General features: G+C 67.2%; 16 protein-coding genes and 1 pseudogene. 10 read left to right on the top strand and 7 right to left on the bottom strand.

The window, feature by feature from the left end; genetic code table 11:
- Nucleotides 1-17 precede the first annotated feature (17 nt).
- Nucleotides 18-1,298, top strand: a complete 1,281-nt coding sequence (locus G6N34_RS23795; RefSeq protein WP_085151979.1) for a cytochrome P450 — start codon at nt 18-20, stop codon at nt 1,296-1,298.
- Here G6N34_RS23795 and G6N34_RS23790 read toward each other — a convergent pair.
- Genes G6N34_RS23790 through G6N34_RS23780 form a run of 3 tightly spaced genes read right to left on the bottom strand, consistent with a single transcriptional unit; the run spans nt 1,293 to nt 3,742 of the window.
- Nucleotides 1,293-2,087, bottom strand: coding sequence for a carboxymuconolactone decarboxylase family protein (locus tag G6N34_RS23790; RefSeq protein WP_085151978.1), 795 nt, complete (start codon nt 2,085-2,087; stop codon nt 1,293-1,295). The genes G6N34_RS23795 and G6N34_RS23790 overlap by 6 nt on opposite strands.
- Before the next feature lie 24 nt (nt 2,088-2,111).
- Nucleotides 2,112-2,915, bottom strand: coding sequence for a mycofactocin-coupled SDR family oxidoreductase (locus G6N34_RS23785; RefSeq protein ID WP_085151977.1), 804 nt, complete (start codon nt 2,913-2,915; stop codon nt 2,112-2,114).
- Entirely contained in the window at nt 2,912-3,742 is an 831-nt protein-coding gene (locus G6N34_RS23780) for a mycofactocin-coupled SDR family oxidoreductase (RefSeq protein ID WP_085151976.1), read from the bottom strand. Before G6N34_RS23780 ends, G6N34_RS23785 begins: the two co-directional genes overlap by 4 nt.
- Nucleotides 3,743-3,838: 96 nt before the next feature.
- Between G6N34_RS23780 and G6N34_RS23775 the strand changes: the two genes are divergently transcribed.
- The gene (locus G6N34_RS23775) at nt 3,839-4,423 is read left to right on the top strand and encodes a TetR/AcrR family transcriptional regulator (RefSeq protein WP_264016523.1); all 585 of its coding nucleotides are present in this window, start codon (nt 3,839-3,841) and stop codon (nt 4,421-4,423) included.
- Here G6N34_RS23775 and G6N34_RS23770 read toward each other — a convergent pair.
- Nucleotides 4,399-5,676, bottom strand: a complete 1,278-nt coding sequence (locus G6N34_RS23770) for an MFS transporter (protein ID WP_085151975.1) — start codon at nt 5,674-5,676, stop codon at nt 4,399-4,401. The two genes, G6N34_RS23775 and G6N34_RS23770, sit on opposite strands and share 25 nt — an antisense overlap.
- A 178-nt stretch (nt 5,677-5,854) precedes the next feature.
- Between G6N34_RS23770 and G6N34_RS23765 the strand changes: the two genes are divergently transcribed.
- A complete protein-coding gene (locus G6N34_RS23765; RefSeq protein ID WP_085151974.1) occupies nt 5,855-7,312 on the top strand; it encodes a phospholipase D-like domain-containing protein in 1,458 nt (485 codons plus the stop codon).
- A gap of 4 nt (nt 7,313-7,316) precedes the next feature.
- Here G6N34_RS23765 and phoU read toward each other — a convergent pair whose 3' ends face one another.
- Nucleotides 7,317-7,994, bottom strand: coding sequence for a phosphate signaling complex protein PhoU (gene phoU / locus G6N34_RS23760; protein WP_085151973.1), 678 nt, complete (start codon nt 7,992-7,994; stop codon nt 7,317-7,319).
- A gap of 383 nt (nt 7,995-8,377) precedes the next feature.
- Between phoU and G6N34_RS23755 the strand changes: the two genes are divergently transcribed.
- The 5 genes from G6N34_RS23755 (at nt 8,378) to G6N34_RS23735 (ending at nt 12,558) form a co-directional block, all read left to right on the top strand.
- Complete coding sequence (locus G6N34_RS23755; protein ID WP_085152203.1) at nt 8,378-9,511, top strand: glycoside hydrolase 5 family protein; 1,134 nt, start codon at nt 8,378-8,380, stop codon at nt 9,509-9,511.
- Nucleotides 9,512-9,555: 44 nt separating this feature from the next.
- Nucleotides 9,556-10,047, top strand: coding sequence for a DinB family protein (locus tag G6N34_RS23750; protein WP_085152202.1), 492 nt, complete (start codon nt 9,556-9,558; stop codon nt 10,045-10,047).
- 308 nt (nt 10,048-10,355) lie between these two features.
- Nucleotides 10,356-11,585, top strand: coding sequence for a cytochrome P450 (locus G6N34_RS23745; protein WP_109788486.1), 1,230 nt, complete (start codon nt 10,356-10,358; stop codon nt 11,583-11,585).
- 284 nt (nt 11,586-11,869) lie between these two features.
- On the top strand, nt 11,870-12,277 hold the full coding sequence (locus G6N34_RS23740) for a phage holin family protein (protein WP_085151972.1): 408 nt from the start codon (nt 11,870-11,872) through the stop codon (nt 12,275-12,277).
- The gene (locus G6N34_RS23735; protein WP_085151971.1) at nt 12,274-12,558 is read left to right on the top strand and encodes a DUF3618 domain-containing protein; all 285 of its coding nucleotides are present in this window, start codon (nt 12,274-12,276) and stop codon (nt 12,556-12,558) included. The genes G6N34_RS23740 and G6N34_RS23735 overlap by 4 nt, the downstream gene beginning before the upstream one ends.
- 2 nt (nt 12,559-12,560) lie before the next feature.
- Here G6N34_RS23735 and G6N34_RS23730 read toward each other — a convergent pair whose 3' ends face one another.
- Both G6N34_RS23730 and G6N34_RS23725 read right to left on the bottom strand, forming a co-directional pair.
- On the bottom strand, nt 12,561-13,289 hold the full coding sequence (locus tag G6N34_RS23730; protein WP_085151970.1) for an SDR family oxidoreductase: 729 nt from the start codon (nt 13,287-13,289) through the stop codon (nt 12,561-12,563).
- A 127-nt stretch (nt 13,290-13,416) separates the two neighbouring features.
- Nucleotides 13,417-14,124, bottom strand: a complete 708-nt coding sequence (locus G6N34_RS23725; protein ID WP_085151969.1) for a cutinase family protein — start codon at nt 14,122-14,124, stop codon at nt 13,417-13,419.
- 147 nt (nt 14,125-14,271) lie between these two features.
- On the opposite strand from G6N34_RS23725, the gene G6N34_RS23720 reads away from it, so the two are divergent.
- Together G6N34_RS23720 and G6N34_RS23715 are read left to right on the top strand one after the other, a co-directional pair.
- Nucleotides 14,272-14,565, top strand: a complete 294-nt coding sequence (locus tag G6N34_RS23720) for an ArsR/SmtB family transcription factor (RefSeq protein ID WP_085151968.1) — start codon at nt 14,272-14,274, stop codon at nt 14,563-14,565.
- An 18-nt stretch (nt 14,566-14,583) separates the two neighbouring features.
- Nucleotides 14,584-14,974, top strand: a pseudogene (locus tag G6N34_RS23715) (VOC family protein).
- Nucleotides 14,975-14,978 lie beyond the last annotated feature (4 nt).

The raw sequence follows: 14,978 nt of genomic DNA, 5'->3' as shown, positions 1-14,978 counted from the left end.
CGAAAGGACGCCCAGCCGTGACGGACCTGGCAGCAGCCGACTTCTTCTCCGACCCCGACATCGCCCAGAGCCCCTACGACTACTTCGACGCGTTGCGTGAGAAGAACCCCGTCTACCGGGAGCCGCACTACGGCGTCGTGGCGGTGACGGGCTATCAGGAGGTCATGGCGGCGTTCAAGGACCATGACACGTTCTCGGCGGTCAACGCGATCGGCGGCCCGTTCCCCCCGCTGCCGTTCGAGCCGGTCGGCGACGACATCAGCGACCTGATCGAGGCGCACCGCCACGAGTTCCCCATCCACGAGCACATGGTCGTGATGGACCCGCCGGCCCACGAGAAGGCCCGTTCCCTGCTGAGCCGGCTCCTGACGCCGCGCCGGCTCAAGGAGAACGAGGACTACATGTGGCAACTGGTCGACCACCAACTCGACCAGTTCATCGACAACGGCCGGTGCGAGTTCCTGTCCGAGTACGCCAAGCCGTTCGCCACGTCGGCGATCATCGACCTGCTCGGTGTGCCCGAGGAGGACCGTCCCGAGTTCCTGGCCGCTCTGGGCGCGGGGGAGCCCCGGGAGGGCAATCGCGTAGGCGCGCTCGACGGCGAGCCGGTCGGTCTCGATCCGCTGCAGTACCTCGACGACAAGTTCGCCGGGTACCTCGCCGAGCGGCGCCGTGAGCCGCGGGAGGACGTGCTGTCGGGAATGGCCTCCGCGCTCTATCCCGACGGATCGACGCCCGAACTCATCGAGGTGGTCAAGCCCGCCACATTCCTGTTCGCGGCGGGGCAGGAGACCGTGACCAAGCTGCTCAGTGCCGCAGTGCTGGTGCTCGCCGACCGTCCTGAGTTCCAACAGCAGCTGCGCGAGAACCCGGACGGCATACCGACCTTCATGGAAGAGGCGCTGCGGATGCATTCGCCGACGAAGGTCGACTTCCGCCTGGTGCGCAGGACCACGACGTTGGGTGGTGAGCGGCTGCCGGCCGGGACGATCGTCATGCTGTGCCTTGGGGCGGCCAACCGTGATCCCCGAAAGTTCGAGGATCCCCATGAGTTCCGGCCGGACCGGAAGAACGTGCGTGAGCACATCGCGTTCGGCCGTGGCATCCACACCTGTGCCGGTGCCCCGCTGGCGCGCGTGGAGGGGCAGATCACGATTCGCCGGATGCTGGATCGGATGAGCGAGATCCGGCTCGACGAGACCGTCCACGGTCCCGCCGGGGCTCGAAACCTGCGCTACGAGCCCACCTTCCTGCTGCGTGGCCTGAGCGAGTTGCGCATCGAGTTCAGCCGGTCATGAGGACTCGGCGGCCCATTCGGCGCTGACGCGCACCTTCTGCTCGCTGATGACCTGCGCGAGGTTGGCCCCCTTGGGCCAACCGTAGTGCGCGGCGAAATGCAGTGCCAGTTCGTCCATCTCGTCGAACGACACCTCGCGGCTCTTCAATGCCGCGTACACGTGGCTCAGGATCGGATACGGCGCGTCCTGGAAGGCCACGCATGCCACCGTGATCAGTCGGCGCTCCTTCATGCCGAGGCCCGGGCGCAGCCACATCTCGCCGAAGACGAAGTTCAGGATGCCCGCGCCGTGGAATGGGTTGTCCCGAGTCGGCGCGAAGGGCAGGCAGTTGACCTCCCGGAAAGCTCGCTCGCCCGCGGTCAGGCGCTCCTCGGGATCGCTGGCGGTCGTGAGCGGCAGCAGTGGTTCGGCGGCGGGCACCGGCAGGCCGCGCTCGTCGTGGATGCGGGCCCACTGCTCGTCGACGACCATGTTGAAGCGCGATGCCTTCGGCCAACCGCCATAGACCGCGAAATGCAGGACCGCTTCCTGCATTTCGACGATGCTGAGATCTCCGCTGTTGAGTGCCGCGTACACGTGGTCCCGCAACGGTCCCTCGGCGTCGGCGGCGGCCACGCACGGCAGCGTGACGAAACGTCGTTCACGCCGGGTCAATCCGGGTCGCTGCCACACGTCGGCGAAGACAAACTCGAGCATCGTGGCCGTCGTTGCGGAGATATCCGCGGGCGCCGGAACGGTCATCACATCGGCGAACGCCTGTCGGCAGCGGTCGAGGGGGCTGGTTTTCATGGGTGTCCTTCGTCGAGGTGTCGGTCAGCGCAGCGTCACGCCGGCGTCGACCTTGAGTTCCAGGCCGGTGACGTAACGGGACTCGTCGGAGACCAGGTACAGCACCGCATTGCTGATGTCGATGGCTTCGGCCATCACGATGGGCATGGCATTGAGGAAGATGGGGACGAGATCCGGTCTGCCCTCGGCCAGCACGCCGTGCAGCGACTCGGGTCGCATCCCGGTCTCGACGCCAGTCGGGTGAACGGTGTTGACCCGGATGTTGTGCACGGCCAGTTCGTTGGCCAGCGCGCGACTGAGTCCCACCACCCCGTGCTTGGAGGCCGTGTACGGCGTATGCAGCGGAGTGCCTTTGACGCCTGCCGCCGAACTGATGTTGACCAGGCTCCCGCCGTGCTCCACCAGGTGTGGGATGGCGGCGGCGCACGTGTTCCACGTGCCGATCAGGTTGACGTCGACAACGGTGCGCCACTGCGCTGAGGTCGTGGTGTCCCACGTGCCCACCGTCAACACGCCCGCGTTGGCGACCGAGGCGTCCAGTCCGCCGAGTTGACGCACCCCGTCGTCGACTGCCGCGGACATCGACTCGGCGTCCCGGACATCCACGACGTGGGTGATCGCGCGTCGGCCCTGGGCGGCCACCAGGCGGGCCGTCTCGTCGAGGTCTTCCCTTGTGGCAAGCGGATATTCGAGTTCGGCAAGCGATTCGCAGATATCCACCAGGATGAGGTCGGCGCCCTCTTCGGCCAACCGGACGGCATGGCTGCGGCCCATCCCTCGTGCTGCACCGGTCACCAGCACCCGTTTTCCGGTGATTCGCCCGCTCACAGCTTGTTGCAGAATCCGGCGTCGACGGGGAAGGTCACGCCGGTCACGTACTTCGCGGCGTCGGAGACCAGGTAGGCGATGGCCGCGCTGATGTCCTCGGGTTCGAGGAGGTCGACCGGCATGGGGTTCTTCAGGTGCGGGCCTCCGTCGGGATAGGCCTCCAGGAACGCCGTCATGGCGGGGTTGACGGCCATCATGGTGTTGACCGCCGTCGGGTGCACGGTGTTCACCCGGATGCTGTATGGCGCAAGGGCATTGGCCAAGGCACGCATGAGGCCGACGATCCCGTGTTTGGAGGCCGCGTAACCCAGTCCGCCGCCCTGCATGCCGCCGAATCCGCGCAGTCCCGCGGTCGAACTGGTGAAGATTATCGATCCGCCGCGCGCACCGGCGATCAGGTGGGGGATCGCGGCCTTGGCCGCGTGGAACGACCCGGAGAGGTTGACGTCGACGACGTCGTTCCACATGTCGAGTTCCTCGAGGATGTCGATCTCGCGGAACGCCGTCGGCGCGATGCCGGCGTTGGCGCAGACGATGTCGAGGCGACCGAAGTGTTCGACGCCGGAGTCCATGGCGTCCTTGACCGCGTGGAAGTCGCGGACATCGGTCACCGATCCGAGCATCTTCGAGCCCGCGGCCTCGACCAGTGCGACGGTCTCGTCGAGTTCGTCCCGTGTCGCCATGGGGTAGCCGTTGGAGGCGATGTCGGCGCAGATGTCGACACCGATGATGGCCGCGCCTTCGGAGGCGAGGCGGACCGCGTGACTGCGACCCTGTCCTCGCGCGACTCCGGTGATGAACGCGACCCTGCCGTCGAGAGAACCCATGAAACCTCGCTTCGATGCGCGGGCGAAATGTGGAGTAACCGTGTTACTGCGCGTACTGTAACCGAGTTACTCGACGGCGACAAGGGGTGATCAGTGGTGGCCGACGCCGGCGACGGCAACCGGAGCGAGGACCGGATTCTGGCCGTCGTCATGGAGATGCTGGAGACCGAGGGTTACGACGCCGTGCAACTGCGCGAGGTCGCGCGGCGGGCCCGCAGTTCGCTGGCGACCATCTACAAGCGGTACGCGACCCGCGACGAACTGATCCTCGCGGCGCTGCAGGCCTGGACGCAGCGGCATCGCTACTCGAATATCACCCCGCTGCCGAAACAACCGGGCGCCTCGCTCTACGAGGGCCTGATGGAACTCTTCCGCACGATCTTCGAACCCTGGGAACGTCACCCCGGGATGCTGACCGCGTACTTCCGTGCCAGGTCGTCGCCGAACGGTCAGCAGCTGTTCCGCTTCGGCTTGGACTTCGTGGCACCCACGGGTCGGGAGATCCTCGACGGGGTCGACGTGGCGTTCGCCGCCGACCTCAACGACGTCGTCACCAGCGTGGTCTACGGCCTGCTGGGACGATTCGTGGCCGGCGAGATCGCCGTCACGGACATCCTGCCCGCGCTCGACCGCACGGTGTACTGGATGACCCGCGGCTACGAGGCGCCCGGAACGCCCTGAGGAGACGGCAGCGGGCCGGTCAGGGTCGCGGGCCGGCACCACAGCGCGACGGCAATGCACAGCGCGGCCGCGACGGCGAAGGCCGCGTAGACGCCGACGGCATCCGCCGTCCCGCCGAGCACCACGGCCGCGATCGGCCGCGAACCGAGGAAGCCGACGAGCCACAGAGCCATGATCCGGCCACGCAACTCCTCGGGCGCGCGTTCCTGGACCACCGTGCTCAGCCCCGTCATGGCCCAGCCGAAGCCCAGGCCGGCGAGTGCGAATCCCGTGACGGCGACCGCAGGCACTGACGCGGCCGCGAGCACTGCGCACCCCGCGCCGAGGCCGATGAGGCCGATTGACGACACGCGGGCCGAGACGATCCTGCCCCGCAGCAGGGCCAGAATGCCCATGCCGACTGCCGCGCCGACACCGAACACCGCCGACAACGTCCCGACCAGGCTGGGGCCGCCCCCGAGTGCGTCGGCGATCGACGGAGTCAGCGTGATCGAGGAGTCGGACGCCACACCGACCGTCGTCACCGCCAGCAGAGCCAGCAGCAGGGGGCGGTCCCGCATGACGTACCGGACCGCGACCCGCACCCGGTAGTCCGCGCCCTCGCGCAGCGGACGCGGGGCCGGGAATTGCACCGCGATCAGCAGGAGGGCGAACAGCAGATGCAGGCCCGTGCTGACCGCGAAGGCCACCGCAGGCCCGAGGTGCGCCGCGAGGTAGGCCCCTGCCGCGGGACCGATGATGCGTCCGATGGTCATCGGCATGCTGTTCAGTGCCATTGCGGTGGACAGTTCACCGGGGCGAATGAGGTTCGGCACGATCGACTGCATGGCCGGTCCGCCGACGACGAAGCCGAGTCCCACCAGCAGTGAACCCAGCAGCACGGGAATGGCAGCAGTCATGCCCTGCATCGCGGGGGACACGAAGAACCATGTCGCGGTGGAACCCGACCCGGCGACGCACAGGAGTCTGCCGAGCAGGATCTGGCGAGCCGGGTTCCCGGTGTCAGCCCATTTGCCGCTCGTCGGGGTCAGGATCAACTGAGGGCCGAACTGCATGACGCCGACGAGACCCACCATCAGGGCCGACTGGGTCGCGTCGTACATCACGATCGCCGCGACGATGCTGTGTGTCCACACCGCCACGACGGAGAACACCTTGCCCCAGAACAGCACGCCGAACACTGGGTCGAACATCAGCCCCGCCGCGTTGCGTGGCTGCGTTCGACCCAGCCCGTGCTTCTTGTCGGCCGTCATCCGCGAACCCTTCCCAGGGCGGATTCGCGGCGGCGGACGTACCGCGGAGGGATCACCGAATATGCATAGCACATCAATATTTATCGGCCACCTGGTGTTCGCTGGCCGGGCGCTGGCCTGCGCGTTGTGATAGACAACCGCTGTGTCCGCAATGGCCCGTGCAGCCCGCTTTTAGCCCATGCCCGACGACCGCGTGCTGGTCCCGGGCCACACCTGCTGGCGGGTCGAGCGCGCTGAGCGGTTCGCCCACATCGTCGACGGCGCCGACTACTTTCGGCACGTCAAGGCCGCCCTGCTGCGGGCACGTCGGCGCATCATCCTGATCGGCTGGGATTTCGACTCCCGCACCACACTCGAACGCGGGGATCGCACGCTGGCGGGTCCGAACCAACTTGGGGCGCTCCTGTACTGGCTGCTCTGGAAGCGGGCAGCACTCGATGTCCACGTCCTGAAGTCGAACCTGCGCCTGCTGCCGGCCTTCGGCGATCTCTGGTACGGCCTGACCCCAGTTGGTCTGGTGAACCGCCTCAGCAGCAGCCGAATGCACCTCGCGGTCGACGGCGCGCACCCCACCGGCGCCGTGCACCACCAGAAGATCGTCGTCGTCGACGACGCCGTGGCGTTCTGCGGTGGGATCGATATGACCCTGGATCGCTGGGACACCACGGCCCACGCCGATGCCGGCCGTGACCGTCGGACGCTGGGGCGCGGCTACGGTCCGCGCCACGAAGTCGCCGTCGCCGTCGATGGCGCCGCGGCGAGGGCGTTGGCAGAGATCGCGCGGGACCGCTGGCGCACCGCCACAGGCCAGGCCCTCGCCCCGCTCGAGGTCGCGCACTCCACGTGGCCCCGCGGGCTGGACCCCGACCTGCGGGCCGTCGAGGTCGGGATGGCGCGCACCATGCCACGGCTCGAGCCACAGCGCGAGATCCGCGAGATCGAGGCCCTGAATCTCGCCGCGATTGCCGCGGCCCGGCAGGTCATCTACCTGGAGAACCAGTACCTCGCGTCGCGCACCGTCGTCGACGCCCTCGCCGCGCGACTGGCCGAACCACACGGGCCTGAGGTCGTGATCGTGATCCCGCGCAGATCGGAGAGCCGTCTCGAACAGGCGTCGATGGACAGCGCGCGCCAACGTCTGCTGCACCGGTTGTGGGAGGCCGACGCCCACAGTCGGTTGGGGGTGTATTGGCCCGTGACCGACGGGGGAACGCCGATTTACGTGCACTCCAAGGTCCTGGTGATCGACGACGTGCTGCTGAGGGTCGGGTCCTCCAACCTCAACAACCGCTCCATGGGGTTCGACAGCGAGTGCGATGTGGCCATCGAGGCCGCGCACGACAGCTCGGCCGGCGAGGACGTCCGCACCGTCGTCAGGTCGGTGCGGCGCGGACTCGTCTGCGAGCACCTCGGCGTCACAGTCGACGAGTTCGAGCAGCGGGTGCGGGAAGGTGCGTCGTTCCTGCGGGCTATCGAGGACCTCCGCGGCGAGGGCCGGACGCTGCGACCGTTCACCGAGGACATCGTGGCCGGCGAGGCCAGTCCGCTAGCCGAGAACGAACTGATGGACCCCGATCGGGTACCGCGGTCGCTGACGTCGGCGTTGCGCCGCCTCATCACCGGCCTGACCCGCTGACGGGTCAGGATGCCTGGCCACGGGCCTGCGGCGCGTGGTTGACGATGCCGCGACCGGTGCTGCGGAAAAGGACCCGGGCAGCGATCGCCACCGCATGATCGGCGAACCGCTCATAGAACCGGCCGAGCAGGACCAGATCGACGGCGGCCGCCACCCCGTGATGCCAGTGCGGGGACATCACGATCGCGAACAGGCCGCGGTTCATGTTGTCCATCGCTTCGTCGTCGTCGCGGATGCGGCTGGCTCGAACAGGATCTCCGTCCTTGATGACCGCGGCGGCGTCCTCAGCGAGGTCGGTCGCCAGGTTGCCCATCTCGGCCAACTGTCCGACCACCTCATGAGGGAGGACGGGGGTGGGGTGGAGTCGTCGCACCGTGCGGGCGACGTGGGCTGCGAGTCCGCCCATCCGGTCGGCGTCCGACGCGATGTGTACGGCCGCCACGACCGCGCGAAGGTCGCTGGCCACGGGGGCCTGCAGGGCGAGCAGTGCAAGCGCATTGTGTTCGACGGTGCGCCGCATCTGGGACAGTTCGTCGAGGGTGGACAGCGCCTGTTCTGCGGCGTCCACGTCCACCGCCACCAGCCCCTCGGTGGCGGAATGCATTGCCGCACCCGCCGTGTGGCACATCAGTGCCAGGTCCGTGTTGAGTGCGTCCAACTGTCGATGAAATTCAGAGCGCACCGCGCTTCTCCTGTCCTGCCTGGGTGGCGGCCACACGCAGTGATCAGCGCCACAACAGGCAGATACCCATAAACCTGCTGCTTATATGCCTTGACGTCAAGTGGGTTTCGCGCGCGCCGGTGTGGGGACCCGCGCTGACCTGTGGATGTGCCAGGTGGGTGTCTGGCCCAGTAGACTCGCGGCTGCCGGCGGAACCGGTGCGCCGCTCAATGACGTTGTGGCGCCGACCAGTTCAGGTGCGCGCGACTCGATCTCGCGCTTGAGGCGTTCCGGCGCCCGCTCTGAGGTGATGAACCCTTTGAGTTCTGCTGCGCGAAACGTGTGACGACGACGCCCCAAAGGACTGCAGTTTGCTCCCCGAGCCCCCACGACTCACCTCCCCGCTGCACCGCCGAAACTTTCTGAAACTGCCCCTGCTGTTGGCGCCCGCAGTGGTGCTGTCTCGGCTTGGCGTGGCCTCCGCCGCGCCAGGACGCTGGTCCCCGGAACGGGCACGTCGCTGGTACGACGGGCAGGGCTGGCTGGTCGGCACAAACTTCATCACGTCCACTGCGGTCAACCAGCTGGAGATGTTCCAGCCGGCCACCTACGACGCGCTGCGCATCGACCGAGAACTTCGATGGGCGCGGCTGGCGGGACTCAACACCGTGCGGGTCTTCCTGCACGACCAGCTGTGGGCGCAGGATCGCGCCGGTTTTCAGCGCCGACTGGCGCAGTTCGTGACGATCGCGGCGCGGCACCGGATCAAGCCGATGTTCGTGCTGTTCGACTCGTGCTGGGATCCCGCGCCGAAACTGGGCAGGCAGCGGGCACCCCGGCCCGGCGTGCACAACTCGGGTTGGGTGCAGAGTCCGGGTGCCGAACGACTAGGCGACCGCCGGCAGCGCCTCCTGCTGTGTGACTACGTCATGGGGGTGCTGGCCCAGTTCCGTGACGATGATCGGGTGCTGGCGTGGGACCTGTGGAACGAGCCCGACAACCCCGCACCGCAGTACAAGCGGTATGAACGGCCGGACAAGGAGAAGCTGGTCGCCGACCTGCTTCCCCAGGTGTTCCGCTGGGCGCGGGACGTCGCCCCGTCCCAGCCGCTGACCAGCGGAGTCTGGGAGGGCAACTGGTCGGATCCGGCCCGCCGCACGGCGGCCTCCGCCATTCAGCTCGCTGAATCCGACGTGATCTCGTTTCACAGCTATGCCGGGCCGGTGGGCTTCGAGAAGCGCATCGCCGAACTCACACCGCTGGGGCGGCCGATCCTGTGCACGGAGTTCCTGGCCCGAAGCCTCGGCAGCACCGTCGAGGGCATCCTTCCGATCGCCAAGCGGCGCGGTGTCGGTGCGTACGCGTGGGGACTCGTGGCGGGCAAGACCCAGACCAATCTGCCGTGGGACTCGTGGCGGCGGCCGTACCCGAAGCCGCCGAAGACGTGGTTCCACGACCTCTTGAATCCTGACGGCACCGCCTACCGGCCGCGCGAGATCGAGCTGATTCAGAAGCTGACGCAGACCCACACGGGGTGAATGGGGTGGCATCATCGGTGGGCGTGACGTCGCTGGAGCGGCCGATGCCGCCGCTGAACGCTGATGAACGCACGACGCTGGAGAATTGGCTCGACTTCTATCGGGTGACGTTGGCGTCCAAATGCGAGGGCCTCGATGACGAGCAGTTGCGCGCTGCGTCGGTGCCGCCGTCGGCGCTGACCCTGCTGGGCTTGGTGCAGCACGCCGCGGAGGTGGAGCGGAATTGGTTTCGCCGGGTGCTCACCGGCGAGGATGCGCCACCGATTTTCGGACCACGAGATCATCCCGAGGGCCACGAAGGCGGTTTCGACGTGACGCCGCAGTCGTCATACCGAGTCGCCGCGCAGATCTGGCAGGACGAGATCGGACATGCTCGCACCAACTGCGCGTCGCGTTCGCTCGACGACACCAGCCCGTTCGTCGGTGGCGAGGTCAGCCTGCGCTGGATCTACACCCACATGATCGCCGAGTATGCCCGCCACTGCGGGCATGCCGACCTGATCCGTGAACGCATCGACGGGGCCGCCGGCGTCTGACGGCAGGTTGGGTGTGTGTGGTGACTGAAGAACCGTGGTGAGCGCTCACCGGTGCAATCGGAAGTTCAGGCCGGTGATCGCCGATGATTCACCGGCATGACAACAGCCCCAAGGGAATAAGCCGAAACTGGCCGGCTGGTCCCAGTGACGTTTCCGCCGCGTGAAGCGGCTCTGCTCGATACGTGCCGTTAAAAACTCCATGTGTAGGGTTTTGGCATCCGAGGGGTCGGCTCGCCCTCTCGCACGCGTCATCGTCGCCAGCGCATCCACCGCAGGCATCCCCGCCGGCCAAGCGAAGGAGTCAGAGCATGAGCCTGGACACCGCCACCGCCAACGACGTGCCATTTCTCGACCTGTCGGACCCCAATTTCTCCATGGACTCCGCGGAGGCCCGCGCTGCGCGAGCGCAGAGTTGGTATGCCCGCACGCCCTACGGGTTGGCCGTGCTGCGCTATGAGGAGATGTCGAAGCTGCTGAAGAACCGCAAACTGCGGCAGGGCAGCTACGCCTGGCCCGAGAAGAACGGGGTCACCGACGGCCTGTTCCACCAGTTCTGGCGCACCGCGGTGATCAATTACGAAGGTCCCGACCACGCGCGGCTGCGCCGACTGCACAACCCGGGGTTCTCGCCGCGACTCATCGACGGTCTGGTGCCCCGATTCCAGGCCTTGGCCAACGAACTGATCGACGCGTTCATCGACCGCGGCGAATGCGATTTCGTCGCAGAGTTCGCCGAACCCTATGCGGCGCGGGTCATCTCGATCCTGCTGGGCATCCCGGAGTCCGAATGGAAGACGATCGCCAGCTGGTCCTCAGCGGTCGGCCTGGCACTGACCGTCACCATCCGGGACGACCTCGACGAGATCGAGAAGGCATTGGCCGGCCTCTACGGCTACGCCGACGATCTGATCGCCGACCGCACCGCCAACCCCGGAGACGACTTCACCACCAAACTGGTCCAGGCCGCGCGGGACGAATCCACCATCACCCACGACGAACTGCGCACCGCGCTGGCCCACGCGATCTTCGCCGGCATGGACACCACTCGCAACCAGCTCAGCCTTGCGTTGACCACCTTCATCGACCACCCGGACCAGTGGAAGCTGTTGGCCCAGCGGCCCGAACTCGGCCGTGCGGCGGTCGAAGAGGTCATGCGCGTCGCTCCCACGGTCACCTGGGTGACCCGTGAGGCGCTGGAGGACTTCGAGTTCCAGGGCGTGCACATCGCCAAGGGCACGACAGTCCACCTGCTGAACGGACTGGCGGGAACCGATGACACCGACGGCGCCGAGGTTTCCTTCGACATCACCGCCGAACGGCGTCCCCAGCTCGGGTTCGGCGGCGGGATGCACCACTGTCTCGGCCACTTCGTGGCACGCAGCGACATGAGTGAAGCCCTTCACCTGCTCGCCCAGCGACTCACCTCACCGCGACGCCTCCCCGGCGATCGGTGGCTGCCCGACAGCGGCAACACCGGCCCGTCGGTGCTGCCCATCGCATTCACCCCCGGAGCCTGCGCTGGATCCACCCCGACATGATCGTCGAGTCATGCCCGCGATTGCGGGCATGCCGATGTGATCGGTGAACGTCTCGATACAGCGGGCAGCCCCGACAGTGATGTGCGGCTCGCGCCAATGTCGTCAGTGACCTGGTGCGCGGGACGAAATCCTGTGCCCCCTGCGTCGTCATCCGGATCGACCTCTTCCTGCACCGCGCCCCGACACGTTCTCGGTTACCCCGGCGCGGGGCAAGAGGAACCGCCATGTTTGCGCCGGTGACCGGGCGGGCACGCAGGTCAGGAGACAAGGCGAGGAGGTCACCGATGAGTACGACATCACACTCGACGCAGGCGCCGACGGCTTCGACGGCGGAACTGCTCACGCAGTTGTCATTGCAGACATCGAGGCTCGTCCGGGACGAGATAAGGCTGGCGCAGAAGGAACTGCAGCAGTCGGCACGTCACGCCGGAATGGGGGCGGGCCTGCTCGGAGTCGCCGGTGTGGTCGCGGTCCTGGGGGCGGCCGCGCTGGTTGCCGCGGCGATTGCAGCCCTGTCCCTCCTGCTGCCGGTGTGGGCTGCGGCCACGATCGTCGCGGTCATCCTGTTCATCGTCGCGGCTGTGATGGCCGCAGTCAGCCGCAAGCAGGTCGAGCAGGTGCCGCCGCCGGCGGCGGAGTCGATCGACAGCATCAAGCGGGATATCGATGAGATCAAGGAAGCGCGCCGATGAACCCCAACCCTGAACCCGGACCGTCCGCAGACATGGACGAACTTCGTGCCGACATCGATGCGACCCGTCAACAGTTGGGCGAGACCGTCAGCGCGCTGTCGGACAAACTCGACGTCAAAGGCCGGGTGGAACAGAAAGCCGCCGAGACCAAGGCTGACATCGCACACCGCACCGCGGAACTGAGCGATACCGTGCGGAGGCGGCCTGCGATTCCGGTGGGCGCCGTCGTCGCGGTGGCCGCTCTTGTCGGCGCCGTCATCTGGCTCCGACGACGTCGTTGAAGTCAGGCCGGCAGGTCGACGGCGCGTTCGGTGCCGCCGACGTAGACGATTCCCGACGGGCTTGTCGCCGACGTCGTCTGGGCGATGACGGACGCGAGGCTGCGGTGGATGCTGCGGCTTCCAAGGGTGGCGAGCGCAGGAGCGCGCCTGACGGCTGACCGCGTGGCCTGCCGAAGGTCGCCGGAGACCACGGTGAAGTGCACACCCCGCCGGTCAAACTCGGGCTTCATCGCGTACAGCGTGGTTTCACCGGCCCGCTTGCTCGCCGCGACCGCGGCGTACCCCATCGGCACGGCTTTGTGCGGATAGAAGTGGGCCTGGTGGCTGGTGACGAACACAATGTGGGCGCCGGCAGGCATGAGCGGCAGCGCCAGACGCGCGAGACGACGCTGCGCCTCCCGATTGCTGCGCATCGCGCCCGCCACACCCGTATCGGCGTCCGGCAGGCTCGAAGCGTTCAGAATCAGAGCGTCGAGCCGTCCGAACCGATGGGCGATCTCGTCGAGCATTCCCGCTGCGGCGGCTTCGTCGGCGATGTCGGCCGCAAATGTCGAGGCCTGGCCTCCGGCGGACCTGATCTGGGCGGCGACCAGGTCTGCGTCGGCGTGGTCGGACCGGCAGTGCACGATCACGTGGGTCCCGGGGCGGGCGAACTGCTCCGCGACCTCGGCGCCGATGCCTCGCGAGGCTCCGGTGACCAGAACGATCCGGGTTCTGCCGTTCGGTTCCATGGGTTCCTCCCGTCGCCGCCGGTGGTTCGTGAAGCGCGGTGCGCTTACCGGCGTGTGGAGGCCACCCTACCCGGAAAATAAGAAAAATAAGGCCAAAATAAGATCACGATAAAGTCGCGTCGCGCTCTCAGGTCCTGGCCCGGTCGGCGGCCGGAAGCTTGCCCGCGACGAAATCGGCGGCCTGATCAGTCATGCCGTTGTGGGCATAGGCCGTGTGCGTTCCGTTGTCGCCGCCGGTCGGCGAGCACACCGGATCTGTGGGGATGCACAGGTCGAGGGTCTTGTCGACGTAGTGCGACCCGACGGTGATGGGTGGCGCGCCCGTGTAGATCATCTGCAGGAAGCCGGTCGACGGTTTGCCAAACAGGGTGGCCGCGGCGACGTGGTCGGACACGGAAGCCGGCATCGGACCCGTCAGGCCCGGCGGCAGGGCGAATCCTGCGGGCACCGAGTCCGCGGTGATGTAGGCGGCGACCGCCGCGCCCTGGGAGTAGCCGCCGATCACGATCTCGGTGTCCGGGCACACCGTCGCGACGTCTCGGACCTTGTTGCTGGCGTCGATCACACCGTCGGCCGCCGTGGCGAAGTCGAGCGACGCGGGATAGTTCACCGCGTAGACATCGACGGAACGCCCCGCGGTGCGGGCCCGAAGCGCGTCGACGAACGATTGTCCTGTCTCGCCGACACCGACAGGTTCAAAGGTTCCCCGGGCGAAGACCACCTGCACATCCGGACAGGGTTCGGCCTGCGCGACTGAGGCGGCCATGGTGGGAACGCCTGCGGCCGAGAAGAGCAACGTGAGAACAACGAGCCAACGATGAAAGATCCGCATCATAAATCGCCTTTGTCATCGAACCGGAAACCCCGCGGGCCATCGACGCCCCCCGGACGGACGGCATCGGTGTACCCAACGAGTCAGCGTCTGAAACCGTGCACTCGGACACCCTTGACCGGCAAGTGAGTGCTTGCCTAACGTGGGTGTGTGGGGGATGTCTTCAAGGCCTTGGCGGATCCCACTCGGCGCATCATCCTCGACGAACTGACGGAGCGAACCGGGCAGACGCTGTTCGAGATCTGTGCCCGCCTGGCCAGCAGACATGGACTCGGATCGACGCGACAGGCGGTCTCGCAGCACCTGGATGTCCTCGAGGCCGCCGGCCTGGTGGAGACCCGCCGCGAGGGCCGATACAAGTTCCACTACATCAACACCGCGCCGCTCGAGCCGATCGTTGCGCGGTGGCTGACGGGGGCGCCGGGTCGTGAACGCGAACCATGACCCCGGAAAGGGCTCATCATGAGAATCAACCTCACCAGCATCCTGGTCGATGACCAGGACAGGGCGTTGCGGTTCTACACCGACGTCCTGGGTTTCGCGCCCAAGCGCGACATCCCGATGGGTGCCCATCGGTGGATCACCGTGGTCTCCCCGCAGGTCCCAGACGGCACCGAACTCGTCCTCGAACCCGACGAGCATCCGGCCGTCAAACCGTTCAAGGCGGCACTGGTGGCCGACGGTATCCCGTTCACGTCATTCGAGGTCGACGACGTGCAGGCCGAATATGAGCGACTGAGCGCGGCCGGTGTGCGGTTCACCCAACAGCCCACCGACATGGGGCCGGTGACCACGGCCGTCTTCGACGAACACGTGCGGAAACCTCATCCAGATTGCGCATCAGGCCCAATAGGTCG

This window comes from Mycolicibacterium confluentis (assembly GCF_010729895.1).
GTDB classification, from domain to species: domain Bacteria; phylum Actinomycetota; class Actinomycetes; order Mycobacteriales; family Mycobacteriaceae; genus Mycobacterium; species Mycobacterium confluentis.
The sequence above is the reverse complement of the archived record's forward strand: the minus strand, read 5'-3'. Positions and strand labels throughout refer to the sequence as shown.

Coding starts and splice junctions, on each gene's coding strand:
- G6N34_RS23790 (WP_085151978.1), bottom strand. CDS start 2,087: ATGAAAACCAGCCCCCTCGACCGCTGCCGACAGGCGTTCGCCGATGTG.
- G6N34_RS23780 (WP_085151976.1), bottom strand. CDS start 3,742: ATGGGTTCTCTCGACGGCAGGGTCGCGTTCATCACCGGAGTCGCGCGA.
- G6N34_RS23725 (WP_085151969.1), bottom strand. CDS start 14,124: ATGATGCGGATCTTTCATCGTTGGCTCGTTGTTCTCACGTTGCTCTTC.
- G6N34_RS23750 (WP_085152202.1), top strand. CDS start 9,556: ATGCCGCCGCTGAACGCTGATGAACGCACGACGCTGGAGAATTGGCTC.
- G6N34_RS23735 (WP_085151971.1), top strand. CDS start 12,274: ATGAACCCCAACCCTGAACCCGGACCGTCCGCAGACATGGACGAACTT.
- G6N34_RS23770 (WP_085151975.1), bottom strand. CDS start 5,676: ATGACGGCCGACAAGAAGCACGGGCTGGGTCGAACGCAGCCACGCAAC.
- G6N34_RS23765 (WP_085151974.1), top strand. CDS start 5,855: ATGCCCGACGACCGCGTGCTGGTCCCGGGCCACACCTGCTGGCGGGTC.
- G6N34_RS23730 (WP_085151970.1), bottom strand. CDS start 13,289: ATGGAACCGAACGGCAGAACCCGGATCGTTCTGGTCACCGGAGCCTCG.
- G6N34_RS23740 (WP_085151972.1), top strand. CDS start 11,870: ATGAGTACGACATCACACTCGACGCAGGCGCCGACGGCTTCGACGGCG.
- G6N34_RS23745 (WP_109788486.1), top strand. CDS start 10,356: ATGAGCCTGGACACCGCCACCGCCAACGACGTGCCATTTCTCGACCTG.